At 67.7% G+C, this 26,377-nt stretch carries 22 protein-coding genes, 1 tRNA gene and 1 pseudogene; 10 read left to right on the top strand and 14 right to left on the bottom strand.

What is annotated here, in order from left to right:
- The first annotated feature begins 131 nt into the window (after positions 1 to 131).
- On the top strand, positions 132 to 1,154 hold the full coding sequence (locus DDE10_RS03670; protein WP_114951325.1) for a PilZ domain-containing protein: 1,023 nt from the start codon (positions 132 to 134) through the stop codon (positions 1,152 to 1,154).
- A gap of 34 nt (positions 1,155 to 1,188) precedes the next feature.
- Here the strand turns inward: DDE10_RS03670 and DDE10_RS03665 are convergent, their stop codons facing one another.
- The 4 genes from DDE10_RS03665 to DDE10_RS03650 form a co-directional block, all read right to left on the bottom strand.
- Entirely contained in the window at positions 1,189 to 1,968 is a 780-nt protein-coding gene (locus DDE10_RS03665) for a SpoIIAA family protein (protein WP_114951324.1), read from the bottom strand.
- 69 nt (positions 1,969 to 2,037) lie between these two features.
- Complete coding sequence (locus DDE10_RS03660; protein ID WP_114951323.1) at positions 2,038 to 2,268, bottom strand: hypothetical protein; 231 nt, start codon at positions 2,266 to 2,268, stop codon at positions 2,038 to 2,040.
- 131 nt (positions 2,269 to 2,399) lie between these two features.
- On the bottom strand, positions 2,400 to 2,996 hold the full coding sequence (locus tag DDE10_RS03655; RefSeq protein ID WP_114951322.1) for a hypothetical protein: 597 nt from the start codon (positions 2,994 to 2,996) through the stop codon (positions 2,400 to 2,402).
- Positions 2,997 to 3,096: 100 nt separating this feature from the next.
- Positions 3,097 to 5,019: a hybrid sensor histidine kinase/response regulator gene (locus DDE10_RS03650; RefSeq protein ID WP_114951321.1), complete on the bottom strand. Its 1,923-nt coding sequence runs from the start codon at positions 5,017 to 5,019 to the stop codon at positions 3,097 to 3,099.
- A gap of 125 nt (positions 5,020 to 5,144) precedes the next feature.
- Between DDE10_RS03650 and DDE10_RS03645 the strand changes: the two genes are divergently transcribed.
- The gene (locus tag DDE10_RS03645; RefSeq protein ID WP_114951320.1) at positions 5,145 to 5,699 is read left to right on the top strand and encodes a methylated-DNA--[protein]-cysteine S-methyltransferase; all 555 of its coding nucleotides are present in this window, start codon (positions 5,145 to 5,147) and stop codon (positions 5,697 to 5,699) included.
- Between the two features lie 25 nt (positions 5,700 to 5,724).
- On the opposite strand, the gene DDE10_RS03640 is transcribed toward DDE10_RS03645, so the two are convergent.
- The gene (locus DDE10_RS03640) at positions 5,725 to 6,846 is read right to left on the bottom strand and encodes a sensor histidine kinase (protein ID WP_114951319.1); all 1,122 of its coding nucleotides are present in this window, start codon (positions 6,844 to 6,846) and stop codon (positions 5,725 to 5,727) included.
- Positions 6,847 to 7,262: 416 nt separating this feature from the next.
- Here DDE10_RS03640 and addA point away from each other — a divergent pair, with 416 nt between their 5' ends.
- Both addA and trxA read left to right on the top strand, forming a co-directional pair.
- Positions 7,263 to 10,793: a double-strand break repair helicase AddA gene (gene addA / locus DDE10_RS03635; RefSeq protein ID WP_114951318.1), complete on the top strand. Its 3,531-nt coding sequence runs from the start codon at positions 7,263 to 7,265 to the stop codon at positions 10,791 to 10,793.
- 52 nt (positions 10,794 to 10,845) lie between these two features.
- The gene (gene trxA / locus DDE10_RS03630; protein ID WP_114951317.1) at positions 10,846 to 11,205 is read left to right on the top strand and encodes a thioredoxin; all 360 of its coding nucleotides are present in this window, start codon (positions 10,846 to 10,848) and stop codon (positions 11,203 to 11,205) included.
- A 54-nt stretch (positions 11,206 to 11,259) separates the two neighbouring features.
- Here trxA and DDE10_RS03625 read toward each other — a convergent pair whose 3' ends face one another.
- A complete protein-coding gene (locus DDE10_RS03625; RefSeq protein WP_114951316.1) occupies positions 11,260 to 11,703 on the bottom strand; it encodes a GFA family protein in 444 nt (147 codons plus the stop codon).
- Between the two features lie 47 nt (positions 11,704 to 11,750).
- On the opposite strand from DDE10_RS03625, the gene DDE10_RS03620 reads away from it, so the two are divergent.
- The 3 genes and pseudogenes from DDE10_RS03620 to DDE10_RS24030 all read left to right on the top strand — a co-directional run bounded on the left by DDE10_RS03620 (position 11,751) and on the right by DDE10_RS24030 (position 14,871).
- Entirely contained in the window at positions 11,751 to 12,050 is a 300-nt protein-coding gene (locus DDE10_RS03620; protein ID WP_114951315.1) for a hypothetical protein, read from the top strand.
- A 91-nt stretch (positions 12,051 to 12,141) separates the two neighbouring features.
- Positions 12,142 to 14,704, top strand: a pseudogene (gene secA, locus DDE10_RS03615) (preprotein translocase subunit SecA); the annotation flags it as partial.
- Between the two features lie 50 nt (positions 14,705 to 14,754).
- Complete coding sequence (locus DDE10_RS24030) at positions 14,755 to 14,871, top strand: SEC-C metal-binding domain-containing protein (protein WP_432653706.1); 117 nt, start codon at positions 14,755 to 14,757, stop codon at positions 14,869 to 14,871.
- A 109-nt stretch (positions 14,872 to 14,980) separates the two neighbouring features.
- On the opposite strand, the gene DDE10_RS03610 is transcribed toward DDE10_RS24030, so the two are convergent.
- Positions 14,981 to 15,625 carry a hemerythrin domain-containing protein gene (locus tag DDE10_RS03610; protein ID WP_284734418.1) on the bottom strand — a complete coding sequence of 215 codons (645 nt, stop codon included), beginning with the start codon at positions 15,623 to 15,625 and terminating at the stop codon, positions 14,981 to 14,983.
- Positions 15,626 to 15,859: 234 nt separating this feature from the next.
- On the opposite strand from DDE10_RS03610, the gene DDE10_RS03605 reads away from it, so the two are divergent.
- Together DDE10_RS03605 and DDE10_RS03600 are read left to right on the top strand one after the other, a co-directional pair.
- Positions 15,860 to 17,029 carry a zinc-dependent alcohol dehydrogenase gene (locus tag DDE10_RS03605; protein WP_114951313.1) on the top strand — a complete coding sequence of 390 codons (1,170 nt, stop codon included), beginning with the start codon at positions 15,860 to 15,862 and terminating at the stop codon, positions 17,027 to 17,029.
- Positions 17,030 to 17,043: 14 nt separating this feature from the next.
- Positions 17,044 to 17,571 (top strand): hypothetical protein, encoded by a 528-nt coding sequence (locus DDE10_RS03600; RefSeq protein WP_114951312.1) that lies wholly within the window; start codon positions 17,044 to 17,046, stop codon positions 17,569 to 17,571.
- 51 nt (positions 17,572 to 17,622) lie between these two features.
- On the opposite strand, the gene DDE10_RS03595 is transcribed toward DDE10_RS03600, so the two are convergent.
- The 5 genes from DDE10_RS03595 to DDE10_RS03575 all read right to left on the bottom strand — a co-directional run bounded on the left by DDE10_RS03595 (position 17,623) and on the right by DDE10_RS03575 (position 20,371).
- The gene (locus DDE10_RS03595; RefSeq protein ID WP_114951311.1) at positions 17,623 to 18,258 is read right to left on the bottom strand and encodes a trimeric intracellular cation channel family protein; all 636 of its coding nucleotides are present in this window, start codon (positions 18,256 to 18,258) and stop codon (positions 17,623 to 17,625) included.
- 277 nt (positions 18,259 to 18,535) lie between these two features.
- Positions 18,536 to 18,739: a hypothetical protein gene (locus DDE10_RS03590; protein ID WP_114951310.1), complete on the bottom strand. Its 204-nt coding sequence runs from the start codon at positions 18,737 to 18,739 to the stop codon at positions 18,536 to 18,538.
- Between the two features lie 101 nt (positions 18,740 to 18,840).
- Positions 18,841 to 19,305, bottom strand: a complete 465-nt coding sequence (locus tag DDE10_RS03585) for a hypothetical protein (RefSeq protein ID WP_114951309.1) — start codon at positions 19,303 to 19,305, stop codon at positions 18,841 to 18,843.
- 117 nt (positions 19,306 to 19,422) lie between these two features.
- Positions 19,423 to 19,497: transfer RNA gene (locus DDE10_RS03580), tRNA-Asn, on the bottom strand.
- A gap of 91 nt (positions 19,498 to 19,588) precedes the next feature.
- Entirely contained in the window at positions 19,589 to 20,371 is a 783-nt protein-coding gene (locus tag DDE10_RS03575; RefSeq protein ID WP_114951719.1) for an NAD kinase, read from the bottom strand.
- A 106-nt stretch (positions 20,372 to 20,477) separates the two neighbouring features.
- Here DDE10_RS03575 and DDE10_RS03570 point away from each other — a divergent pair, with 106 nt between their 5' ends.
- Positions 20,478 to 22,490, top strand: a complete 2,013-nt coding sequence (locus DDE10_RS03570) for a putative bifunctional diguanylate cyclase/phosphodiesterase (protein WP_114951308.1) — start codon at positions 20,478 to 20,480, stop codon at positions 22,488 to 22,490.
- A gap of 71 nt (positions 22,491 to 22,561) precedes the next feature.
- Here DDE10_RS03570 and mfd read toward each other — a convergent pair whose 3' ends face one another.
- On the bottom strand, positions 22,562 to 26,026 hold the full coding sequence (gene mfd, locus DDE10_RS03565; protein ID WP_114951307.1) for a transcription-repair coupling factor: 3,465 nt from the start codon (positions 26,024 to 26,026) through the stop codon (positions 22,562 to 22,564).
- Between the two features lie 3 nt (positions 26,027 to 26,029).
- Positions 26,030 to 26,296: an FAD assembly factor SdhE gene (locus DDE10_RS03560; protein WP_114951718.1), complete on the bottom strand. Its 267-nt coding sequence runs from the start codon at positions 26,294 to 26,296 to the stop codon at positions 26,030 to 26,032.
- Positions 26,297 to 26,377: the final 81 nt, after the last annotated feature.

Raw genomic sequence — 26,377 nt, 5'->3', positions numbered from 1 at the left:
GTTAACGCCCGTCCACCATAAGCGGCCGGCCAGAGTGTCGCTCCGGTAAGCGCCGAAGCGCCGCCAACGTTCGACGGGCGGAACGAAAACAGGCGTTGGAGGCGCCCGCATTAGTAATTCGTAAACCCCTTTTGCCGGAAAATAGGGAGAGCAAGCCGCATCGTGCGCGACGCCGTTGGCCGAGGACCCAGCTCCTGTTCGAGACCGTCTATTCCCTGTCGGGCGATGTTCCGCCTGTCGACCTCCCGGCCGACGAGGCGGACGATTCGGTCCTGCAACCGGGTTCGGTCGTGCTTGGCAGCATTCGCGAGGTGTGCCTGATCCGCAAGATCGGTGCCGGCGGTGCCGTGCTTCATGCCGACATTCCGGTCGAGGAGGGGCGGCGGCTGGAGCTCGAGCTCGAAACCGGCGAGCACCTGGACGGTACCATCGTCTGGAGGCACGGGTCGGAACTCGGCCTGCGTTTCGACTCGCCGATCGACGTTCTACCGATCCTGGCCCGAAACCTGGTCACGCAGCCCGGCGAGCGGCGGCGCATGCCGCGGGTGGAAGTTTCCTGTCCGGCGCGGCTCGAGCGCGGCAGCCGGGACCTGCTGGTCACCATCCGGGATATTGCACAGGGCGGCGCCAAGATCGAATCCGGCTTCGACCTCATCCCCGAAGAGAAGGTGGTGATCACGCCAGAGGGGCTGGGCCCGCTTGCCGGCACGGTCCGGTGGGTGCGGGGCCAGAGCGCGGGCATCGAGTTCGAGCCCGAGCTCGAATGGCAGATGCTGATGCCGTGGCTGCGGATGCGAAGCAGCATGCGGACGGCCGAGCCGGCGAGCGCCCTTGCGGCCGTCGATCCGTCATCCTCCGCGCTCGGCACGGCCGAGCCCGGCGCCGTCCAGCTGAATCTGCCGGCACGGGTACGCGAGGGGACGCGGCGCTGGAGCATCGACGTGTCGACCCTGACCGCCCGCACGGTCGAATTCGACTGCTTTGCCGCGCTGAGGCTCGGCACGCTGCTGTGGATCGTGCTGCCGGGACTCGAGGGTTGGCCGGCCCGAATCGTCGCGATCGATGGCTATCGATTTACCTGCGAGTTCACCCAGCCGCTCCATCCTGCGGTGCTCGAGCGCATCCTCGCCACCGCTCGTTCGCTTCCGAACTGACCCGGCTGCGCAGGCGCTGCCTGGCCGCGCGGCGTCAGTCGACCAACGTGCGTTCGCCGGTCGGCCTAGCGCCGAGCCAGGACCAGGCCGCGTCTTCCTCCTGGGTGTCGAAGTGCCGGATCTCGACCTTGAAGAGCGGCGCCAGCGCATTGAGCGTGGTTCGCAGCCATGCCGGCCCGCCGATAATCGCATAACGCTCCATTCGTTCGAGGAAGGTGCGCTTCATCGCGAAATAGTCTCCGGTGAAGAGGCCGCTCATCTCGAAGCCGCCAATGTCACCGATCCGGCCCAGCATGCGGATCTTGGTCTTTCCTTCGATCGCAGACAGGAAGTGCGCCGTCACCGCATCCATCTCGGCCCTGTCGACATGGCCGTCCATCGCGAACGCCAGCACGTCGGGACGATCGGTATCGATGATGCGGATGGCGGCTCCATGCGGGTGGGCCCGCTCCCCTTGCACCCAGGCGAGGGCAAGGTCGCGTTCGCTGCTGTCGAACGTCTCGTACGAGACATGGGGCAGGAGCGCGCCTTCGAGCTTGGTCGCCCAGCGTATCCAGCTCTGGTCGGCGACGATGCCGACGCGGCCGATGCGCCTCAGATTCTGGAAATAGACGGCGCTGCGCTTCATCAGATCGCCGAGGCCGTCCGTTTCCACGCCGCTGAAGTCGACAATCTCGGCATAGAAGTGGGTGCGATCATGCGCGGCGAGCGACGCCTCAAGCCGATCCATGAAGCCTTCGAGCTCGGCCCGCTGCAACGTGCCGCCGCAGCGCAGTGCGATCACATCCTCGTTCGCCGGCAGATATTCGAGCATCGCCTTGCCTCCGCATGCTGAACCTGGGCCTGCAAGAAATTGCCTGCCATCGGCTCCCGCCGGTGCGGTTCACTTGCGGCTCTTGTCGCCTTTGCGGGAGCGATTGGCGTAAAGCAAGGCGGCGACCAGGGCCGCCGACCCGATCCCGATCGCCGCGCCGGTGACGATGTTCCGGGTGCGGCTGGATTCCTCCGTCGGATTGCTGTCCTCAGCGGCGGACGGGTCCTCGCCAGGGCTTCCCTTCGCGGGAGCTGGCGTTCCGACCGGGGCGTCATCGGGATAGGCAGGTTCGCGTTCCATGTTCCTCTTTCCGCAGGATCTGACCAGTGATGGCGCTGTTTATGCCCGCATCGCTGAATGGAGGGCAACGCACGCGAATGCAGAAAGGGGGCAGCTTTCGCTCCCCCCTCCCATCCGGCAATCGCCTCCGCCTAGTGGTCGCGTCCGCGCCCGAAATTGGCCCGGTCGGCATTGCTGCCCGAATCGCGATCGGTGAGCCCGGTCGCGCGGGTGCGTCGACGGCCGCGGCCGTTGCCGCCGGGATCGGCCCAGTTGCCGCTGTCGGAATCGCTGAGGCCAGTGCTCCGGCGCCCGCCGCCACGGCCGCGACCGGCCGGGTCGGCATTTCGGCCGGTGTCGTTGTCGGTGACCCCGCCGCGATTCCCGCCGCGGCCGCGGCCCACAGGGTCCGCATTGCGGCCAGTGTCTCCATCGGTGACCCCGCCGCCGCGGCGTCCGCCGCGGCCGTTTCCAGCCTGATCGGCATTGCGGCCGCTATCATTGTCGGTGAGTCCGCTACGCCCTCCACGACCGCTGCGGCCGTGGCCGGCGCGGTCCGAATTGGAGCCGGTGTCGTTGTCGGTGCGGCCGGTATAGCCGCGCCCGGACGGATCGTTGGGATCCGAGTCGCTGACCTGCAGCGCCTGCGCGCTCTCACCGAGCACGGTCATCGCGGCACCGCCGACGATGGCGCCCCCGGCCACCCGGCCGAGGAACGACCGGCGGCTTATCTTTCGGGTGGGCTTCATAGCTGGTTGATCTCCCCTTGCCGGGAACGTCCGACACAGGCAGCCAATTCCTGTCGGGCCTTACCGGGAAAACCGCAGAGTAGATCGGAGGCCGATTCTGTCAAGCAGCGCCGACGGCGCGAGCGCGCTCGAGCGCGGCGACGATGGCGGCGGCCAGAGTCTGGCTGTCATAGGGCTTGCGCAGGACTTCGTGCCTATGGCCGACGCTGCCGGTAACCTCGTCGCTGTAGCCGGTGGCGAGCACCACCGGCAGGCGCCCCAGCCTGCGCTCCGCCTCGTCCGCGAGCGCGGTCCCGTTCATCCCCGGCATGACCACGTCGGAAAAGAGCAGATCAATGCCTTCATGCTCGTCGAACAGGGGCAGCGCGTGCTCGGCCGACTCGGCGGCGACGACATGGCAGCCGAGCTCGTTGAGAAGATGCTCCGCGAACGTCAGGACGTGCGGATTGTCCTCGACGAGGAGGACCCTGAGACCCGGCGGCACGGACGGGGCGAGCTCCCCGTCACGCGGCACGGCGAGCGGCTTGGTTGATCGTGGCAACAGGATCCGGACGGTCGTGCCGACCCCCGGCGTGGAGTCGATCTCGGTCGCTCCGCCCGACTGGGCGGCGAAGCCGTGGATCTGAGAGAGGCCGAGCCCGGTTCCCTTGCCCACCGGCTTGGTGGTGAAGAACGGCTCGAACACCCGGCTCAGCACCTCCTCGTCCATCCCTTGGCCGGTATCGGTGAGAAAGATGGAGATGAATTCCCCGTCCGTCGTGGCGACGTTCGTCGTGCCGATGGTGAGCTTGCCCCCGTCTCCCATGGCGTCGCGGGCGTTGAACGCGGCATTGAGCAGGGCCGTCTCGAGCTCCGCCGGATCGACCTCGGCGTTCCAGAGATCCGGGTCGAGCTTGAGCTCAATCTGGACGGCGCTGCCGAGCGTTCGGGAGAGCACCTCGCCGATCGCGTCGAGCCGGACATTGATATCGATCACTTCCGGCTTGAGCGCCTGGCGCCGGCTGAAGGCGAGGAGATGGCTGGTCAGCGTCGCGGCACGATCCGAGGTTTCGATGATCGCATCGAGATAGCGCTGCTTCTTCTCCTCGGTGAGCCGGCCGCGCCGAAGCAGATCGGCGGAGCCCCGTATCACCGTCATCAGATTGTTGAAGTCGTGCGCGATGCCGCCGGTAAGCTCGCCGAGGGCCTGCAGCTTCTGCGACTGGAACAAGGCGGCCCGCGCCTCCTCCAGCTCCTCCATGGCGCGACGGCGCTCGGTCATGTCCCGCGTTATCTTGGCGAACCCGATGAACTCGCCATCGTCGTCGTGGATCGGATCGATGACGACATTCGCCCAGAAACGGGTGCCGTCCTTGCGGACGCGCCAGGCCTCCCGCTCGTACCGTCCCTCGCGCCGAGCGGTCGCCAATGCCCGCTCAGGCTCGCTATTGGAACGGTCTTCGGGTGTATAGAAGCGGGAGAAATGCTGGCCGATGATCTCTCCGGCGCTATATCCCTTGATCGCCGCGGCGCCGGTATTCCAATTGGTGATCCGTCCGTCCGGATCGAGCATGTAGATCGCATAGTCGCGGACGCCCTGAACCAGGAGGCGGAAGCGCTGCTCGCTGGCGAATAGGGCGCGCTCTGCCGCGCGCCTGTCGCTGATGTCGCGCGTGATCTTGGCGAAGCCGATCAACTCCCCCTGAGGGTCGCGGATGGGATCGATGACGATATTCGCCCAGAAGCGGGTGCCGTCCTTGCGAACCCGCCATCCCTCCGACTCGAACCGGCCTTCGGCAACCGCGGTACGCAGCGCCCGCTCGGGGACGCCGCTATCCCGGTCCTCCGGCGTGAAGAAACGCGAGAAATGCTGGCCGATAATCTCTTCCGGCTCATAGCCCTTGAAGCGACGTGCACCCGGGTTCCAGGTGGCGACATGGCCGGCCCGATCGAGCATGTAAATCGCGTAATCGGTGACGGCATTGACCAGCAGCTCGAAGCGAGGGTCAGTCGCATGTCGCTCAAAAATCGGAGAATCAGCCATTTGATGCCTATGAATTCCCCGCCCAACTTCATGCTTATGGGCGCGGCCCCTGCACGGCAAGCCTGCATCGGAGCCCCATCGCCGTGCGCCGTGCGCCCCGCGGCCGGACACGCTATGCTCGAGCGATGCCCGAATCCGGCTACACCCTCTTCGAGACGCCGGTCGGCCGGCTGGGCATCGCCTGGAAGGGCGACGTGCTCGCCGGAATTCACCTGCCTGCGAGCGGTGGGGACAGGTCCGGCCCCGGGATGAGCCGGCGCTTTCCCGGCGTTGAGGAACGAAGGCCTCCGAAATGGGTGGAGGGGGCGATCGAATCCATATGCGGCCTCCTCGGCGGCGTTCACGCCGACCTGTCGGCCATCCCACTGGACCTCGCCGCTGTCGGCGCCTTCGAAGCCTCCGTCTATCGCGCCTCCCAAGCGATCCCGCCGGGCTGCACCGTGACTTATGGCGAGCTTGCCACCCGGATCGGCGACCGCGGCGCCGCGCGCGCCGTCGGCCAGGCGCTCGGCCGTAACCCCTGGCCGATCGTCGTCCCTTGTCACCGCGTCACCGCGGCAGACGGCCGTTTCGGCGGCTTCTCGGCACCCGGCGGGATTTCAACCAAGCGCAGGCTGCTCGAGATCGAGGGCGCCTTCTCTGTCGACCGCCTCCCGCTCTTCGCCCCTCCGCTGAAGTAGCGCCCTCGCTCCAGACGCGAGGCGCTCAGCGCGAACGGGACGCGCAGGGGAGGGTGAATCGAAAGCTGGCGCCGCCCGCTGGCGATCGGCCGGCGCGCATGCGTCCGCCGTGCGCGTGGACGATGGTGCGGCAGACGGCGAGACCGACGCCGCTCTCGACGCCGTCGCCCGCGCGCACGAACAGCGTCTCGGGCGCGTGCTTGGCGCCGGGCCCGGAATCCTCGATGCCGACCTCCACTTCCGCCGAGTCCGTCAGGCGGGCCGAGACGAGGATCTTACGGTCGGGGCCCTCCGCCATCGCCTCGATGGCATGCGCGACGAACTGGACCACCACCTGCTGGATCTGGGCGGAATCGGCGTCGACCCAGATGGCATGCCGGTCGAGGTCGAACGCGATCTCGACCTCGGCTAGCCGAGCCTGCGGCTGGATCAGGATCGCGGCGTCGCTCAGGATGACGTCGAGCTTCTGGATGCTTCTGATCGAGTTCTTGGCGACATAGGCACGAACCCGCTTCAGAAGCTCGCCCATCCGCTGCAACGAGCTTCGTGCGATCTCAAGCGACTCGCGCGCCGTTTCGAGGTCGGCTTCGCGATCGCGCCCGAGCAGGGCGAGTCCGGCAGCAACGGCCACACTCGCCGACGTGAGCGGCTGGGCAAGCTCGTGGGCGAGCGCTCCGGTCATCTCGCCGGCGGAAACGATGCGCGACGTGTGGACGAGGTCCGCGCGCGTGCGGTCGAGTGCCTCCTGCCGGGACTTTTCGGCGCTGATGTCCCGGAAGAAGATCACCAGGCCGTCGCCGGCCGGATGAGCTCGCATCTCGAGCCAGGTTTCGCGCCCGTCGCGCCAGCTGTGGAGATGCCGCGTGCTGACGGGGACCCGTTGCCGCATCGCCTGGACCCAAGCCTTGCCGGCGACGCCATGGCGCAGGTCCGGGGCCAGATCCCATACCGCGCGGCCGACGATGTCGACGCGTCGCTGACCGGTGAGCCGGAGCGCGGGTGCGTTGACCTCGAGGACCCGGAAGCGCGCATCCAGCACCAGGCAGCCTTCGTCGATCAGGTGAAGCAGTTCGCCCTCGGCCTCCATGGCGGGAAGAGGCGGAGCGGGCACCGCCGTCGGCAGGAGGATCGATCGAGCTTCCGCCATGTCACGCCCCTTTTTAAATGAGGCATTTAATAAGTTAATGCCGCATTTATTTGATATTATTGAATTTTAGGCGTGTGGAGCAGCCTTGTCCAGTTGCCGCGGACGTGACGCTTCCGGCCACGTCCTTGTCACACCACAAGCGTGTACTATATACATAACACACAAGGAGGTGCAGCCGATGGACTTCATCAGGAACTTGCAGCCGCGCGACTGGATGATGGTCGCCGTCGCATTCGTTGCCGGAGCGATCGTCTTCTGAGCTGAGCAGCGAACTCACCGGCGCGTGCGATCACGCTGAAGAGCCGTCCGCCGCCTCGCGGCCGCATCTTCCGGGGGATGACGGGCAGGCCGGCGGCGGCGGGACTGCCCGAGGCGTGGCTGCTTGCCGCTTCCTGCCCCATCTCTTAGGTCGGGGCGTGACCCACCGTCTCCGTCCGCTCGCGCGCCTCGAGGGCGACCAGCGCCGCGCTTCCGATCCCGTCGATCATGCCGCCTTGTCGGCTTCGGCGGGGACGGGCAAGACCCACGTCCTCACCGCGCGGGTGCTGCGCCTGCTTCTCGCCGGGGTAGGCCCCTCGTCCATCCTTTGCCTGACTTTCACCAAGGCCGGTGCGGCCGAGATGGCGGAGCGGATCCATGCGCGGCTCGCGCACTGGGTGAGGCTGAAGGACGCCGAGCTGGGAAGGGAATTGCTCGCCCTGGGCGAGGATCCCGGCCTGGAGACCCGGGAGCGGGCTCGAACCCTTTTCGCGCGGGTGCTCGAAGCGACCGGCGGAGGCCTGCGGATCCAGACGATCCACGCCTTCGCGCAGAGCCTGCTCGCCGCGTTCCCGGCGGAAGCGGGCCTCGTGCCCGGCTTTCGACCGCTTGAGGGACGGGAGGAGCAGCAGCTCGCCCGAGCAGCGCTTGCCGATCTGCTCGTCCGCGCCGAGGACCAGGGCGATCTCGGCCTCGTCCGCGACATCCAGGCGCTCAGCCTCCGGCTGGGCGAGGGCGGAGCGGAATCCTTCCTGTTGGCCTGCGCGCGCGCGCCCGAGGCAATGGTGCCGCTCGGACCCCGCGAAGGAATCGAATCGCGCCTTCGGCACGTCTTCGATCTTCCCGTCGGCGACGTGGACGAGTTGATCGCCCATGCCTGCGGCGGCAGCCCCGGCCTGGGCATCGATCCGGACACGGTCCATAGGATCGAGCGGCTCAACCGGGAATGGGGGACCAGCAAGGGGCTGGAGCGCGCCGGCTGGTGCGAACGCTGGCTGGCGGCGACGCCGGCGGAGCGAAGCGAGCTTCTGGACAAGCTGCACGCGGTATGGGCGCGCGGCGACGGGGGGCTGCGCAGCTTCGCCAAGGGCCAGGCGCCGCAGGACGATCGCTACGCGGAACTCGCGACCGCCGCGTTCGAATGCTGTGGCCGGCTGCTGGCCCTGCGAACGCGCGCCGCGATGGTCGCCGGGCTCGCCGCGGGCCTGCGCGCCGGCCAGGCCTTTGCGGCGGCCTATGACGAGGCCAAGCGCGCGGCCGGCCTTGTCGATTTCGACGACCTGATCCGATGGGCCGAGACGCTGCTGACGACACCCGGCATGGGCGACTGGGTGCGCTACAAGCTCGACCAGCAGACCGACCACATCCTCGTGGACGAGGCTCAGGACACCAATGCCCGGCAATGGAGCATCGTCGCCGCCCTTGCCGAGGAGTTCTTCTCCGGCGAGGGCGCGTCGAGCCGGCCGCGGACGATCTTCACCGTCGGCGACTTCAAGCAGGCCATCTTCAGCTTCCAGGGTACCGATCCGCGCGAGTTCGAACGCGCGCGCAGCCGCTTCTCGGCCTTCGCCCAGGCGCTGAGGGGCGAGGCGGAGCGGCTTCGCGACGAAGGCCGTTGGGACAGGCACCGGCCCTTGCCACCGGGCTTCCTCGATCTCTCGGTGGACCGCAGCTACCGCTCCTCGCCGCAGATACTGACGGTGGTCGATCGGGTCCTGGAGTCGCTCGGACCGGACGCCCTCGGTCTTCCGAAGGCGCCCAATGCGCATGAGAGCCATTATCCCGACCGCCCCGGTTCGGTGACCTTGTGGCTGCCCATGTCGGACGAGACCGGGGAGCCCGAGGTCGGCCCGGCGGGATTCTCCGGCGACCCGGGCGAGGAGGGCTGGATCAACGACACGGTCCGGCGCTACGCGGGCAGCCTGGCGCGCCAGATCCGCTCCTGGCTGGATCATCCCTTCCAGCTCCATAGCCGCGGCCGGCCGCTTCGTCCCGAGGACATACTCATCCTGGTCCGCCGGCGCGGCGATCTCGCCTCGTTGCTGGTCGCCCGCCTCCATGCCGAAGGCGTCCCTGTGGCAGGCGTTGACCGCCTGCTGCTGTCGGCGCCGCTGGCGGTGCAGGACCTGCTCGCCGCCGCCCGCTTCGCGGTCCAGCCGCTGGACGATCTCAATCTTGCCGGCTTGCTTGTATCGCCCCTGTTCGGCTGGTCGCAGGATCGGCTCCATGCCGTCGCCGCCGGCCGGACGGGCGCGCTATGGCCGCAGCTGCGCGAGCATCGCGCGACGCACCCGGAAACGCTGGCGGGGCTGCAGGCGATACTCGCCATGGCCGATTATGCGACGCCCCATCTCTTCTTCGAGACGATGCTCTCGGGGCCGCTGGATGGGCGGCGCAAGCTGATCGGCCGGCTCGGCAGCGAAGCGCGCGATCCGATCGAGGAGCTGCTCTCGTCGGCGCTCGAGTTCGAGAGCGGAGGCACGCCCTCGCTCCAGGCGTTCCTCGACTGGTTCGCCCGCGGCGATGTCGAGATCGTCCGGGATCCGTCGGGGCCGCAGGACGCGGTGCGGGTCATGACGGTGCACGGCTCCAAGGGCCTCCAGGCGCCGGTCCTGATCCTGGCCGACGCCTGCGCCGATCCGGATCGATCGCGCAGCGGCCCGGGCGGCCGCTTCGGCACGCTACGCCTCGGCGAGGACGGCCCGGAGATCCCTGTCTTCCGGCCGCGCAAGGAAGAGCTGGCCGAGCCGATCAAGTCGCAGCTCGAAGCCAAGGATCGTGTCGACCGCGAGGAGCATTGGCGCCTGCTCTATGTCGGCCTCACCCGGGCCGAGGAGCGGCTCTATGTCGGCGGGACGCTCGGCCTGCGCGACCGTGACGGGCCGCCGCAGGCGAGCTGGTTTCGGGCCGTCGAGGAAGCGCTGGTCTCGCTCGGCAGCGACTGGAGCCCTCATGAGCGTTGGGGGCGTGAGATGCGTTTCGGTTCCGGAGAGGGTGCGGGCCGGGCGCCGCGCCCGGCGACACCTGCTGTCCCGGCCGCGCCTCTGCCTGAATGGCTTCATCGTCCGGCGCCGGAGGAGGAGCGGCCACCGCGTCCGCTCGCCCCCTCGGCGATCGGCGAGGACGACGTGCCTTACCCACCGCCCGGGCCCGAACAGCGCCACGCGGCGGAAAGGGGCCGGCTCCTCCACCGCCTGTTCGAGCGGATCGGCGGCATCGATCCGGCGGGTCGCGCCGAACGGGCCGATCGCTGGCTGGAGCGCAGCGCGGGGGTTGCCGATCCGTCGCTGCGCACCGCCATCGTCCGCGACGTCCTCCGCGTGGTCGAGGATCCGCAGTTCGCCGAGCTGTTCGGACCCGACAGCCTTGCCGAGGCGCCGCTGGCGGCGGTGATCGGCCGGGGTATCGTCGTCTCCGGCACCGTCGATCGGCTCGTCGTCGGAACGAAGCGGGTGTTGATCGCCGATTTCAAGACCGGCCGAAAGGTGCCGGCGGTGCTGGCCGAGATACCGCCCGCGCACCTGCGGCAGATGGCCGCCTATCGGGCGGCGCTGCAGGTCGTCTTTCCCGGGCGCGAGGTCGAGGCGGCCTTGCTCTACACAGCTGGACCGGTGCTTCACCGCCTTCCCGACTCTCTGCTCGACGCGCAGGCGGCGACGATCTCGCCGAACGCCCGCCTGGGTGGTTGAGACGCCGCCCGGCGCGTCCTACATGGCAGGGAACGAAACAGCGGAGCGTCCCATGGCCACCAAGTCCGTCACCGATTCCACCTTCGGTCAGGAGGTGCTCGGCGCCTCGAAGCCGGTTCTCGTCGATTTCTGGGCGGAATGGTGCGGCCCTTGCCGGATGATCGCGCCGGCGCTCGAGGAGCTGAGCGACGAGCTCGGCGACCGAGTGACCATCGTCAAGCTGAATATCGACGAGAATCCGGATGCGCCGTCCAAATATGGCGTGCGCGGCATCCCGACGATGATCCTGTTCAAGGACGGCCAGCCGGCGGCGACCAAGGTCGGCGCCGAGCCGAAGAGTCGCATTCAGGTCTGGCTCGAGGGCCAGCTCGCCTCCGGGGCTTCTTCGGCCAGCGCGGCTCCCTCGGCCTGATTGGCCGAAGGCCGGGCCCGGCGTCGGTCGAGCCCTGCGAGCACCAGCCTTCGGTCATTCCGGCGGCTCGGTCCCCTCGAGGCCGCGCGTGCCGGATCGGAAGCGATCGTGGCGGGGCAGGTCGTCCCCGGTCTCGAACCAGCCGATCCGGCTGGCACGGAAGATGTGGAATTCGGGCGGGACGCGGTCCGGATCGTCGAGCGTGGCGATGCTGAAATCGACGGTTTCCGGCTGATGGTCGACCCGCATCAGCAGGGGCGTACCGCATTCGCCGCAGAAAAGGCGGTGGCCGAAGCCGGTCGACTGGAAACGCTTCACCTTGTCGGCTCCGGCGACGAAGGCGAAATCCTCGACGGGCACCGATGCGAAAGCCATGGCCGGGGCGCCGGAATTGAGCTGGCAGATGCGGCAGTGGCACCAGCCCGCGTCATAGGGCGCGCTCTCGAGCGCATAGCGCACCGTTCCGCATGCGCAGCCGCCGCAGCCTTGCCGGTCCATCGTCCCGCGGTAGAGGCCTGACAGGATCGATTCAACCGCCTCAGGCCATGGACCTTGCGGTCGCCAGTCACTATGTCGCCGTTGCGATGGAATGGCTGCTGATCTTCTCCGCCCTGCTGAGCGCCGTTACCGGCGCCATTTCGGGCGGCCGGGCGACGGAGCCGGGCATGCAGCAAGCCGAGGCCGCCGTCGGCGCGCAGGTCGCCGCCGCTGTGGTCACCCAGCAAGTCGCGCGGGCAAGCGCGGTCATCCCGGCCAATGCGGCGCCTTCGTCCGGACCGGCCACGCCGCCCATCCTGTCCGTGCCGACGTCCATACCCCTGTACGCGGACCGCCTGCTGGAGTGAATGACCGAGAAGGGGGCTCTCGCTCCTTTGCCCGGCCTATTCCCTTGCTCCGGCTTCGGCCGGCGCTCCTCCGTAAGATCAGGATTCCAGTATGTTCGGCGGATTTGCCAAAGCCATTTTCGGGTCGTCCAACGACCGCTACGTCCGCTCGCTTCGCAAGATCGTCGAGCAGGTAAACGCTCTCGAGCCCACCGTTTCGGCCATGTCCGACGACGAACTGCGCGGGCAGACCGGATTGTTCCGGGCTCGCCTCGCCGACGGCGCGACGCTCGACGACATCCTGCCCGAGGCCTTCGCCACCGTCCGCGAGGCCGCGCAGCGGACGCTCGGACAGCGCCATTACGACGTCCAGATGATCGGCGGCGTCGTCCTCCATCGCGGCGAGATCGCGGAGATGCGGACGGGCGAGGGCAAGACCCTCGTCGCTACCCTCGCCACCTATCTCAATGCGATCGAAGGCAAGGGCGTCCACGTCGTCACCGTGAACGACTATCTCGCCCGGCGCGACGCCGCATGGATGGGGCAGATCTACCGTTTCCTCGGCCTCACCGTCGGCGTCATCATTCCCAACCTCACCGACGCGCAGCGGCGCGAGGCCTATCATTCGGACATCACCTACGGCACCAACAACGAATTCGGCTTCGACTATCTGCGCGACAACATGAAATATGAGCGCGCGCACATGGTCCAGCGGCCATTCAATTTCGCGATCGTCGACGAAGTCGATTCGATCCTCATCGACGAGGCGCGAACGCCGCTGATCATCTCCGGGCCGACCGACGACAAGTCCGAGCTCTATCTCGCACTCGACCGGATCGTGAAGGAGATCTCCCCGGACGATTACGAATATGACGAGAAGGACAAGCGCGTCCTGCTGACCGAGGACGGCACCGAGCGCATGGAGCGCCTCCTCGAATCCGAAGGCCTGCTCGTCGGCTCCAATCTCTACGATTACGAGAACACCCAGGTGGTCCACCACCTCAACCAGGCGCTCCGCGCCAACATCGCCTTCCGTCGCGACATCGATTACATCGTCAAGGACGGCAAGGTCGTCATCATCGACCCCTTCACCGGCCGCATGATGGACGGCCGGCGCTGGTCCGAGGGCCTGCACCAGGCGGTCGAGGCGAAGGAAGGGGTGGAGATCGAGCCGGAGAACCAGACTCTCGCGTCGATCACCTTCCAGAATTATTTTCGCATGTATCCGAAGCTGTCGGGAATGACCGGAACCGCCGCCACCGAAGCCGCCGAGTTCTACGACATCTACAAGATGAACGTCGTCACCATACCGACGCACAAGCCGGTCCGTCGCCAGGACGATGACGACGAATTCTACAAGAATCAGGACGACAAGTTCGCCGCGATCACCAAGGCGATCCAGGAGAAGCAGGCGATCGGCCAGCCGGTCCTGGTCGGCACCGTCTCCATCGAGAAATCCGAACTCCTCTCCGAATATCTCAAGAAGGAGAAGATCACCCACGCCGTCCTCAATGCCCGCCAGCACGAGCATGAGGCTCATATCGTGGCGCAGGCGGGCCGGCTGCGTGCGGTCACGATTGCGACCAACATGGCCGGCCGCGGTACCGACATCCAGCTCGGCGGCAATGTCGAGTTCCGCATCGGCGACGAACTCGCCGAAATCCCGGAGGGGCCCGAGAAGGATGCCGCCATCGAGCGGATCAAGCGGGAAGTGGCCGAGGAGAAGGAGCGGGTGATCGAGGCCGGCGGATTGTTCGTGCTCGGCACGGAACGGCATGAGAGCCGGCGCATCGACAACCAGCTTCGCGGCCGTTCGGGCCGTCAGGGCGATCCCGGCCTGTCGCGCTTCTATCTCAGCCTCGACGACGACCTGCTGCGCATCTTCGGTCCGCAGACCATGTTCGCGCGGCTGATGAACAAGAACCTTGCCGACGGCGAGGCCATCGTCAGCCCCTGGATCTCGAAGGCGATCGAGACCGCCCAGAAGAAGGTCGAGGCGCGCAATTACGATGTCCGCAAGCAGGTCGTCGAATATGACGACGTGATGAACGACCAGCGCAAGGTCATCTACGAGCAGCGCGCCGACATCATGGACGCCGACACGGTCGGCGACGTCGTCTACGAGATGCGGGCGGAAACGGTGAACGGTCTCGTCAGCGAGGCGATTCCGCCCAATTCCTATCCGGAGCAGTGGGATATTCCGCTGCTGACGGAGCGCGTCCAGGCCGTGCTCGGCCTGAACCCGCCCTTCGAGGAGTGGATGAAGGAGGAAGCAGTCGATCCGGAGATGTTCGTCGACCGGCTCCAGAAGATGGCCGACGACCAGATCTCCGAGAAACTGGAGATGGTCTCGAGCGAGGACTGGATCCAGATCGAGAAGAGCATCCTGCTCCAGTCGCTCGACCATCATTGGAAGGAGCATCTGTCGATGCTCGACGCGCTCCGCCAGGTCGTCCACCTCCGCGCCTATGCGCAGAAGAAGCCGATCGACGAGTACAAGCAGGAAGCGTTCGTGATGTTCGAGCGGATGCTGGTCACGATCCGCGAGGACGTGACCGGGACGCTGGCGCGCGCCCGCTTCATGGCGCCGGAGGAGCAATTGCCGGTGATGCCGGACTTCGTCACCCAGCATATCGACCCCTTCACCGGCGAGGACGACACGGCCGATATCGACGCGAGCACCGGCACGATCCTGTCGCGGCTGCCGCCGATCCTAACCGGGGAGATGCCGGCGGCGGCGACCGCCGCGATCGACGACGTGCCGCCGCCGGCCAGCCGCAACGCGCCCTGCCCCTGCGGGTCCGGCCGCAAGTTCAAGCACTGTCACGGCGCGGTGGCCTGACTTAGTCCCTCCCCGGCAATGAAGCTGGGGAGGTGCGCTGCCTGTGTGGAAACGAAAACGGCGCCGCCCTTTCGGACGGCGCCGTTCCCGCATGAGACCCGTGAAGGGGTCAGGCCATTTTCAGGCCTTCCTTGTTCATCATCGCGCTGAGCTTGGAATTCTGCTCGTCGGACAGCGTGTTGCGGAAGCGGGGGAAGACCTCCTCCTCCTCCATCCGCATATGCTCCTGGATCATTGTGCGGAAGTCGCGCACCCGAGCCAGCCATTCGGGGCTGTCATTGGGCATCGTCTCGAGCTCGTAGAGATAGGTCTTCACATAGCCGTGCTCTGAATTGAGGTGATCGGCGTCGTGAGCCGAATTCGCCTCGCGCAGGGCCGGATAGATGACATTCTCTTCCTGGTGCGCATGCTTGTCGAGCGCGTATTTGAGCTTCATCAGCAGGTGCGAACGCACCCAGGTCTGCTCGTCGTCGGTCGCCTCGATCTTGTCGAAGATCGCGAGCGTCGCCTTGTGCTCGGCGGCAAGCGCGTCCGCCCAATCGCCGGCGGCCGCGCCCATGCCCTGGATGAGGAACTTGCGCCCGTAATTGGCGGCGATCCCGACGGCGGCGCCGGCGACGGCGGCAGCGGCGATCATGCCGGTCTGGCTGTTGCCCCAGCTGAACGCGGAGCCATTGTCATCGCCCGAGCGGCTCTCGCTCCGGCGGCGGCCGGTGTCGCTCTGGCTGCTCTTCGATCTTGTCCTGGTAGCCATTCTTGCCTCCTCGAATGCTTACCTGCCGAACCCACGCGGGCCGGCAATTGTTCCGGCGCCGGTTGCTTCGCCGAAATCCCAAGCGATTGAAAAAGCGACTGTTTCTGCTCCGCAACGAACGGCCTTGCGGCGAGCGGTTGCGCCGATGCGCCGGACGGCCGCGGGAACTTCGGACCCTCCGCTTCGCTGACTGGTTCAGCTCGGCAAGTCGCATTCAGCCAAGGAGACTCATTCGTGAAAGCGCTCGTGTGGCACGGCAAGGAAGACATTCGATACGATACCGTCCCAGATCCCGAGATCGAGGATGATCGTGACGCCATCATCAAGGTGACGAGCTGCGCGATATGCGGCTCCGATCTTCACCTGTTCCACAACTTCATTCCGGCGATGAAGCCGGGCGACATCATGGGCCACGAGATGATGGGCGAGGTTGTCGAGGTCGGCCGCGGGGTGACCAAGCTCAGGAAGGGCGAGCGGGTGGTGATCCCGTTCACCATCAACTGCGACGAGTGCGATCAGTGCCGCCGCGGCAATTTCTCGCTCTGTGAACGCTCCAACCGCAACAAGGCGCTCGCCGACAAGGTGTTCGGCCACACCACCGCCGGCCTGTTCGGCTACACCCATCTCACCGGAGGATATTCCGGCGGCCAGGCCGACTATCTGCGTGTGCCTTTCGCCGACGGCACCCACATCAAGGTTCCTGACAGCCTCACCGACGAACAGGCTCTGTTCCTCGGCGACATCTTCCCGACCGGCTGGCAGGCCGCGGTCCAGTGCGACATCCAGCGCAGCGACGTCGTTGCGGTCTGGGGCGCGGGCCCGGTCGGCCAGATGGCGGTGCGAAGCGCGCTCATCCTCGGCGCCCGCAAGGTAGTCACCATCGATCGGCTCAAGGAGCGGCTCGACATGGCCGCGGCGGCGGGATCGGAGACGATCGACTTCGAGGAGGAGAGCGTCGTCGAGCGCCTCAACGAGCTCACCGACGGCAAGGGACCGGACAAATGCATCGATGCCGTCGGGCTCGAGGCGCATGCCGCCTCCCATCTCGATTCGATGATGGACCGGATGAAGCAGATGACGATGACGGCGAATGACCGCGCCCATGTCCTGCGCGAGATGATCTATGTCTGCCGCGGCGGCGGCACGCTCTCCATTCCCGGCGTCTATAGCGGCCTCGTCGACAAGATCCCGTTCGGCATGGCGATGAACAAGGGCCTCACCTTCCGCATGGGCCAGACCCATGTCCGACGCTGGACCGACGACCTCACCCGCCGCATCGAGGAGGGCGAGATCGATCCCTCGTTCGTCATCACCCACAGCGAGACCCTCGACCAGGGGCCGGGCATGTATCGGACTTTCCGGAACAAGCAGGACAGCTGCGTCAAGGTGGTGCTGAAGCCGTGAACAGGGAGGAAGAGATGAATGCCGCAACCTTGTCCGGCGGTCCCGCCGACCGGAGCATGACCTGGAGCCTGCGCGCCGCCCGGCTGATGGGATGGGCGAGCTTCGGGCTCGCCGTCGCCTTCGTCGCGGCGCCGGGCCGTATCGCCCGCACCTTCGGCCTCGAAGGCAAGGAGAATCTCATCCGCAGCTTCGGCGCCCAGGAGGCGATGGCCGGAATAAGCGTGCTCTCCACGGAGGTGACGCCGGCCATGTGGAGCCGCGCGGCCGGGGACGTCATCCACATCGGCACGCTCGCCACCGGCCTCCGGACGGACGACAGCCGGCAGCATCGCAACGTCGTCGTCGGGCTCGCCGCACTGGCCGGATTCCTGCTGGTCGATTCGCTGATTGCGGCTAAGCTCGGCTCGGAGCGCACCAGGAGCCGGGGCGAGGCACGCGACTATAGCGGCCGCAGCGGCTTCCCGAAGGGGCGTCCCTCGGCCGCCTCGGCTTCGGCGGCCGAAAGGCAACAGGCGCGTCAACCGGCGATGGCGGCAGGCTGAGCCGGACCCGTCACGGCACCATCGCGGCGGCACTTCTTTGTCGGCATCGCCTCAACGACGATAGCTGGGGAGGGACCATCCGCGCTCGATCGCCGCGCAGCGAAGGGTGAAGCCGGCCAGGGCGGCGACGAGGGCGCCGCCGAGAGCCGGCGCCCCGGCCAAGGCGAGACCGACGACGAGGCCGGCGGACAGCGCCGCCGCCGTCACGTAGAGCTCGGGCCGCATCAGGATCGAAGGCTCGCCGGCGAGGACGTCCCGGACGATGCCGCCCAGGCAGGCGGTGAGGACGCCCATCATGAAGGCTGGAACGGGGGCGACGCCGAAGAGCATGGCCTTGCTGGCGCCGAACGTCGCATAGGCGGCGACTCCGGCGGCATCGAGCCAGAGCAAGGTGCGGCCGCCCCAGAAACGCGCCGGCGTCATCCAGACCAGCAAGGCGGCCGCGAAGCAGATGAGGAGCATCCAGTTCTCGTCCATCCAGAAGACCGGTGCGCCGATGAGCAGGTCCCGCGTGGTGCCGCCGCCGACCCCGGTGGCGACCGCGAAGAAGACGAAGGTGACGAAGGTCTGGCGCTTCTCGGCGGCGACTAGGGCGCCGGTGAGCGCGAACACGGCGATGCCGACATAGTCGAACATCTCCAGCGCCGGCAGCAGGGCAGGGGGAAGGGGGGCGGTGGCCGCGCTCATCTGTCTTGCCGCCTCCAACGCTGCTCATGCGGCGAAAGTCCGGACCTTCTCGCAACCGGCCCTGCCGGTGGCAAGCCCGGTGTCGGCGCCAGCGATAGGGGCACCCGAAAGATCGTCACGATGCCGTTTGCGCAGGAGCGGGACCGCCGGCTGAGGTCGGCCGCTGCGGCCAGCGCGATCTCGACGAGCATAGGCCGCGCCGCCGGCCGCTGGCGGATGGTTCGACTACACGACCTTCGCCCGACGGCCTCGGTGGAGACGAGCGTTGCGGGCCGCCTCAGTCGAGGCGGGCGTCCGCCTCGATGTCGTCGGCCAGCTCGCGAAGCGCGTCGGCCTCGTCCTGGCGGTCGCAATCCGCCTCGGTGTCGGCGGCGAGACGCAGCTGCTCGACGATATGGGCGACGGCGGGATCGGCGATGACCCCGGCCTTCTCCAGTCCGTAGATGATCGCGCGAATGGCAGTGCGAGTGGTGGCGTCCATATCGAATCTCCCCCTTCTTTCAGGAGGCTGTAGGTAGCATTCTCAAATCCTACGTCGAGAGCTGTTTGCTAGCTGCCGGCAGCGGCGGCCGACGGGGCGATTCAACGCGCCGGGCGCAGGCTGAAATGACGGCCCGAGGCTGTCCGTACGGTGATGGGCGCCTGCGGTCGCTCGGGCAGGGCTCGCCGGATCCGCCGGAACAGACTTCTGGCTTGAGCCTCGGATCCGACCTGAACGCAGAGCGTGGTCTCGCCCTCCCATCCCCAATGACGCCGCGCCATCGCCGTCACCTCGATACGATCGGCGAGAAACGCCTCGACATCTTGCAGCGCCTGCCCGTCGATGCCGGAGCTCTCGCTGAGGAAATCGACGGCCAAAGGGCAGTCGGCCGAGCCATGCGTTCGGGGGACCGACTCATCGCTCGCCGTCGTGGCGGCCCGGGCGCCGGCCTGCGCTGGAAGCTGAGCCGCTCCCGGCCAGCCGCCGCTGTCCATCGGGAAGGCCCCCTGGCCGGCGATCCAGCCGGCAAGCGCCAGCGGGAGAAGCCAGTAGGGAGCCGGTGCCATCGGCTCAACCTTGTCCGGGACGCCGGCGGAAGCAACCCTTCTTCGAGGCCCGCCGGCGAGCGCGCGAGCGGGCATCGGTCACGAGGGCAGACAGGGAGGGGCAGGCTTGAAGGAGAGTGGCTCCCCGGGACGGATTCGAACCATCGACCAACCGGTTAACAGCCGGTTGCTCTACCGCTGAGCTACCGGGGAGCAGCCTCTCTCTCGCGCGAGGCGGGACAGTCATGCTGTCCGGGCGGGCCTCATAGCAGGCCCGGCGGACCTTGCAAGACTTGGCGACGCTTCAGGCGGCAAATTGCTCGCGGACTATCCGGTCGTCGAGCGCATGTTCCGGATCGAAGAGCAGGGTCAGCGTGTCCGTGCGGTCGACGCTCACCTCCACCGTCGCGACGTCGCGCACCTCGTGCTGGTCGGCAACGGCCGAAACCGGTCGCTTCACCGCATCGAGAACTCGGAAGCCGATCTTGAGGTCATCCTGGATCAGGGCGCCGCTCCAGCGCCTCGGCCGGAACGGGCTGATCGGCGTCAGCGCCATCAGCTTCGAGCTCAGCGGCAAGATCGGCCCCTGCGCCGAGAGATTGTAGGCGGTCGATCCCGCCGGGGTCGAAACCAGGACGCCGTCGCAGATCAGCTCCGGCAGAACGACACGGTCATTGATCTTGACCTCGATCTTTGCGGTCTGCCGGGTCTCGCGAAGCAGCGACACTTCGTTGATCGCGTGATGCTTGACGATGGCGCCGGAGACGGTTTCCGCCGTCATCTCGAGCGGAGCCACGGTGAACGGGCGCGCCCGCTCGAGCCGCTCGATCAGCCCGTCCGATCGCCATTCGTTCATCAGGAAGCCGACGGTGCCGCGGTTCATGCCGAAGACGGGGCAGACGCGGCCGCGATTGAGCATCCGGTGCAGCGTGTAGAGCATGAAGCCGTCGCCGCCGAGGGCGACGATCAGCTCCGCTTCCTCGGGAGGCACGAAGTCGTAGCGTTCGCGCAGCAGCGTCTCGGCCTCCTGCCCGTTGGCGGTGGTGGAGGCGACCAGCGCCATCTTCTTCGTGCTCGGATCGCTCATGAAGCCTGCGTAAGGCTGCGGGCGCGATGTCGTCAATGTGCCAAGGCGGGATTGTTCGGCGAAGGTCGATTGGACGGCCATCGGCTTGGGGCTACACCGGGGCGGAATGTCGGCGCCGCTCTTCATCCTTTCCTTCCGCCACCGCGACGAACTGACCCGGCTGGCGGAGAGCGCGGGCTGGCAGCCGCTGGCGGCGCGCCGGACCGAGAATGCCGAGGCGCGGTTCGTCGCGTCCGGCGCCGCGGTCGCCGTCGTCGATGCCCGCGGCGCGCTCGGCGATGGCCTCGAGGCGGTTCGCGCCGTCGCGGAAGCCGTCGAGGCGAATGCCGCTGCCCTGCTGGTGCTGCTGTCGCGCAACGATTCGGCGGCGCTCGAGGACTTTCTCAAGCTCGGCGCCACTCATTTCCTCGTCAGTCCCTTCACCGAGGCCCAACTCGTCCACGCCTTCCAGTTCGCGATGCGTCACGCCGATCGCGTCGGCGGCCACGGCCAACGCCGGGCGCTCGACGACCGCGGGGATGGGGGCTCGTGGCGCTGGCAGCCGGGCTCGAGGACGATCGAGCTCAGCCCGGCGCTCGCCCGCAAGGCGGGACTGGGCGAAGCGGAGGGGCGCCGGATCAGCCTGATGGAGCTGTTCCGCAAGCTCGACCCGGAAGGACGGCGGGCGGCGCGCAGCGCCGTTGCACGGGTCGTCTCGACCGGAGAGGCCACGGCCTTCGCCCATGCCGACCTGGAAAGCCGCACGGGGCGGATGGCGCATCACGTCCGGGCGCGACCGGAGGGCGGCATCGTCGGCCGCACCGAGACGATCGCCGCGGAAGGAGCGCGGCCGGCGTCCGCCCGCGACCCGCTCACCGGCCTTGCCGATGCGCGCGCGGCCCGCGCCTGGCTGGAGGCCCGGCTGAGCGGGGAGGAAGGCGGCGGGCAGGCGCAGGTGGTCGCGCTCCTGCTCTCGGTCAGCCGCTACGACGCGATCAATGCCGCTTTCGGCCGTCCGGTCGGCGACGCCGTGCTGCAGGCGGCCGCGCGGCGAATCGAGCGTCAGGTCGATCCCGACGGTCGCCGACTCCTGGTGGCACGCATGGCCGGCGCCGAGTTCGCCGTCCTGCTGGCGCCCCCGGCGACGCTCGAGGACGGCCGCTTCCTCGCCGGCGAGCTGGTCGAGGCGATCGGACGGCCGTTCATGTCGGGCGACCATGTCGTCTCCCTCGGCAGCCGCGCCGGGGTCGCCATCGCCCAGCCAGGCGACGATGCCGCGGGGTTGCTCCGCCGCGCCAGCGTTGCCCTGGCCGAGGCGAAGGCGCCGGACAGCGCACCCGTGCGGGTGCTCGAGGAGGGGGCGGAGAGCGATACGGCTCGCGGCGAGCGGCTCGAGGTCGACCTCAGGCGCGCGCTCGATCAAGGCGAGATCGAGATCCGGTTCCAGCCGCAGGTTGCCATCGCCAGCGGCGAGATCGTCGGCGTCGAAGCGCTCGCCCGTTGGATGCATCCGCGCTACGGCGAGCTCGGTGCCTCCACCCTGTTCAGCGTCGCCGAGCGATCCGATTATATCGCGCAGCTGTCCGAACATGTTCAGCGGCGGGCGATCGCCGAGGCCGCCGCGTGGCCGGAGCCGCTCGCCCGGCTGCGCCTCTCGGTCAACATCACCGCGGCCGACATCGTTCGCCCGGGCTTCGCCGCCCAGTTCCTGTCGCTGGTCGGGGAGAGCGGCTTCGCTGCCGACCGGCTGACGGTCGAGGTCACCGAAAGCGGCCTCATCGAGGATCTCGGCGGAGCGGGTGCGCTGCTCGCCCAATTGCGCGGCGGCGGGCTGCGGGTCGCGATCGACGATTTCGGAACGGGCTATTCCAGCCTCGCCTATTTGAAGGCGCTGCCGCTCGACTATCTCAAGATCGACAAGCGGCTGAGCCAGGACATAGCGGGATCGACGCGCGACCGGATCGTCGTGCGAAGCGTCATCGACATGGCCCGATCGCTCGGCCTCGACGTCGTGGCCGAGGGGGTCGAGACGGAGGAGCAGCTCGCGTTGCTCGCCGAGGAAGGCTGCACCCTCTACCAGGGATTCCTCTGCGCTCCGCCGGTCGATACCGCCGCGCTGGAAAAGATCGTCGCCAGCTGACGCCGCGACGACGATCCTCCCCGCGCGATCGCGCGGAGGACAGACGAGGTACCTCGGCCCCGCCGGCGGACCTACCCGACCACCTTCGCCAGGCCCTTGGACAGCTGGAGCGCACCGTTGAGCCGCGCCTGCGCATCGGGCCAGCTGCGGGTGATGACGAGCTTGCTGTCCGGCCTCAGCTTCGCCGTTCCCTTGAGCCGCTCGACATAAGCGAGCAGTCCGGGGAGGTCCGGGAAGGTATCGTTGAAGAAGTGGACGAGCGCCCCCTTGGCGCCGACATCGAGCTTGGCGACATGGGCCTTGCGACAGTTGAGCTTGATCTCGATCACCTTGAGCAGGTTCGCGGTCTCTTCCGGGAGCTTGCCGAAGCGATCGATCATCTCGGCCGCGAAGCTCTCTATCTCTTCGCTGCTCTCGAGCTCGTTCATCCGCCGGTAGAGCCCCATGCGCAGGTCGAGGTCCGGGACATAGTCCTCCGAGATGAGGATCGGCGCGTCGACCGTGATCTGCGGCGAGAAATGCTCGCGTGCCTCGGCGAGGCCACCCGATTTCGCCTCCATGATCGCCTCCTCGAGCATCGACTGGTAGAGCTCGAAGCCGACCTCCTTGATATGGCCGGACTGTTCGTCGCCGAGCAGGTTCCCGGCGCCGCGTATGTCGAGGTCATGGGTGGCCAGCTCGAAGCCGGCGCCGAGGCTCTCCAGGCTCGCGAGCACCTTCAGCCTCTTGTCGGCGGTCTCGGTGACCAGCCGATCCTCCGGTGTGGTGAAATAGGCGTAGGCGCGAGTCTTCGCCCGGCCGACGCGGCCGCGCAGCTGGTAGAGCTGGGCGAGGCCGAAGCGATCGGCGCGGTGCACGATGAGCGTGTTGGCGCTCGGTATGTCGAGCCCGCTCTCGATGATCGTGGTCGACAGCAGCACCTCGTAGCGCCGATCGTAGAAGGCGCTCATCCGTTCCTCGACCTCGGTCGCCGCCATCTGGCCGTGGGCGACGACGTAGCGGACCTCCGGCACCTCCTCGCGCAGGAACTGCTCGATGTCGGGCAGGTCGGCGATCCGGGGTACGACGAAGAAGCTCTGGCCGCCGCGATAATGCTCGCGCAGCAGCGCCTCGCGGATCACGACGGGGTCCCAGGGCATCACGTAGGTGCGCACCGCGAGGCGATCGACCGGCGGGGTCTGGATGACGCTGAGCTCGCGAAGGCCCGACATCGCCATCTGCAGCGTCCGCGGGATCGGAGTCGCGGTCAAGGTGAGTACATGGACATCGGTGCGGAGCGTCTTCAGCCGTTCCTTGTGGGTCACGCCGAAGCGCTGCTCCTCGTCGACGATGACGAGGCCGAGCTTCCTGAACTCGACCGACTTCGCGATCACGGCATGGGTACCGATGACGATGTCGATCTTGCCCTCCTTTAGCCCCTCCTTGGTCTCCTTCGCCTCCTTGGCGGGGACCAGGCGGGAGAGGCGGCCGATCTCGATCGGGAAGCCTTGGAAGCGCTCCTTGAAATTCTGGTAATGCTGCCGGGCGAGCAGGGTGGTCGGTGCGATCATCGCCACCTGCAACCCGCCCATGGCGGCGACGAAGGCGGCGCGGAGCGCCACCTCGGTCTTGCCGAAGCCGACGTCTCCGCAGACCAGCCGGTCCATCGGCCGCCCTTGGCCGAGATCGCCGATGACGTCGGCGATCGCGCGATCCTGATCCTCGGTCTCCTCGTAGGGGAAGCGGTCGGCGAAGGCGGAATAGCCGGTGTCGGGCTCGGCCACTGCGCCCGGGCGAAGCGCCCGCTCCGCCGCGATCTTGATCAGCTCCCCGGCAATCTCGCGGATCCGCTCCTTCATCCGCGACTTGCGTCGCTGCCAGGCCTCGCCGCCCAGCCGGTCGAGCGCGACGCCGTCGCTCTCGCTGCCGTATCGCGACAGGATGTCGATATTCTCGACCGGTACGTAGAGCTTGTCGCCGCCGGCATATTCGAGCGCGACGCAGTCGTGCGGCGCCTTCTGCACCGGAATCTGGGTCAGGCCCTCATAGCGGCCGATGCCGTGATCGGCATGAACGACGAGGTCGCCGGGGGTGAGCGTCGCCAGTTCGTTGAGAAAGGCCTCGTTGCTCTTCTTGCGCTTGCGCCGGCGCACCAAGCGGTCGCCGAGCATGTCCTGCTCGGTGAGCAAGGCGACGTCGCGCGTCGTGAAGCCGTGGTCGAGCTGGATGACGGCGAGCGCGACCTGGCCCCTGGCTGGCGCGCCGAGCGCCTCCTGCCAGTCGTCGGCGACGGCGACCTTGGCGAGGCCGTGGTCGGCGAGCAGCCCCTTGAGGCGCTCGCGCGCGCCGGCCGAATAGCTGGCGAGGACGACCTTGCGCTTGCCCCGCCGCAGCTCGGCGACATGGGCGACGACTGATTCGTAGACATTCTCGTTCTGGGTGCGCTCCGGCGCGAAGTCGCGGGCGGGCTCGACTTCGAAGTCGAGAACCTTCGCGCTTTCGGGCTCATGGAAGGGCGTCACCAAGTGGAGCGGACGGGAGGCGACGATCTCCTCCCATTCCGCCTTGACGAGGTAGAGCCGCTCGGGCGCGAGCGGCCGGTAGCTGCCCGCCGCGCCGGTCTCGGCGCGTTGCCTGTTCTCGTAATAATCGGCAACCGCCTCGAACCGCGCGGAGGCGGCGCCGCTGTCGCCGGGGTCGCGCACGACGATGTCGGCATCGGAGAGATGGTCGAACAACGGCACCAGCCGCTCCTCGAACAAAGGCAGCCAGTGATCGATGCCGGCGATCCGGCGGCCTTCGGACACCGTCTGGTAGAGCGGGTCTCCGGTGGCGGTCGCGCCGAACAGCTCGCGATAGCCCGAGCGGAAGCGCTTGACGCTGTCTTCGTCGAGCAGGGTTTCGGACGCGGGAAGGAGGGTGAAGCCCTCGATCCGCTCGATGCTGCGCTGGGTCGCCGGATCGAACCGGCGTACGCTCTCGATCTCGTCGCCGAAAAAGTCGAGCCGGAGCGCCTGCTCCTCGCCCGAAGGGAAGAGGTCGACGAGGCCGCCGCGCACCGCATATTCGCCCGCATCGGCAACCGTGTCGGTGCGCGAATAGCCGTTGGCCTGAAGAAGGGCGGTGAGACGGTCGAGGCCGATGCGCTCGCCCGGAGCCAGGCGGGCGACGAGCTGGCGGATGCGGAAGGGCGTCAAGGTGCGCTGGAGCGCCGCATTGACGGTGGTGACGAGGAGCTGCGGCTTGTCGAGCTTGCGCTGGAGCGCGTGCAGCGTCGCCAGTCGCTCCGACGTCGAGCGCAGCGACGGCGAGCTGCGATCGTAAGGGAGGCAGTCCCAGGCCGGGAAGGCCAGGGTCTCGAGCTCCGGCGCGAAATAATGAGCGGAGTCCACGATCGCGCGCATCCCGGCCTCGTCCGGCGCGACGAAGACGGCGCGGCCGCCTTTGTGAAAGGCGGCGCGGGCAAGGTCGGCGGCGAGCCAGGGCTGGAAGCCGGAGGGGACGCCCGAAAGCGTCATCGCCCGATCGGCCGAGAGGATTTTCTGCAGCTTGTCCAATGCTTATTCCGGATGCTTGATATAGTCGAGGCGCTGGAGGCGGGCCATCATCGCCCCGTCGAAGCGCGCCGGCGAGGCCGCGGTTCCGATCGCCCACGCCATGATGTCGACGTCCTGCTCCTCGAGCAGCCGCTCGAACCAGTCGACGTCTTCGTCGGTCCAGCTCTCATGATGGAAATCGAAGAACCCGCCGATCAGCAGGTCCGCCTCTCGGGTGCCGCGATGCCAGGCACGGAAGCGGAGGCGTTTGAGGCGGGATGGCCTGTCCATGTCGTCCATGCAGGAAGGCCCGGCGGGCGCAGGGCGGCCAGCCGGGGAGGGTGGGTGAGGGCGCTATGTAGTGGGTCCGAT

Origin of the sequence: Sphingosinicella terrae (assembly GCF_003347635.1) — a bacterium.
GTDB classification, from domain to species: Bacteria; Pseudomonadota; Alphaproteobacteria; order Sphingomonadales; family Sphingomonadaceae; genus Allosphingosinicella; species Allosphingosinicella terrae.
This window is presented reverse-complemented; position numbering and strand designations above follow the sequence as displayed.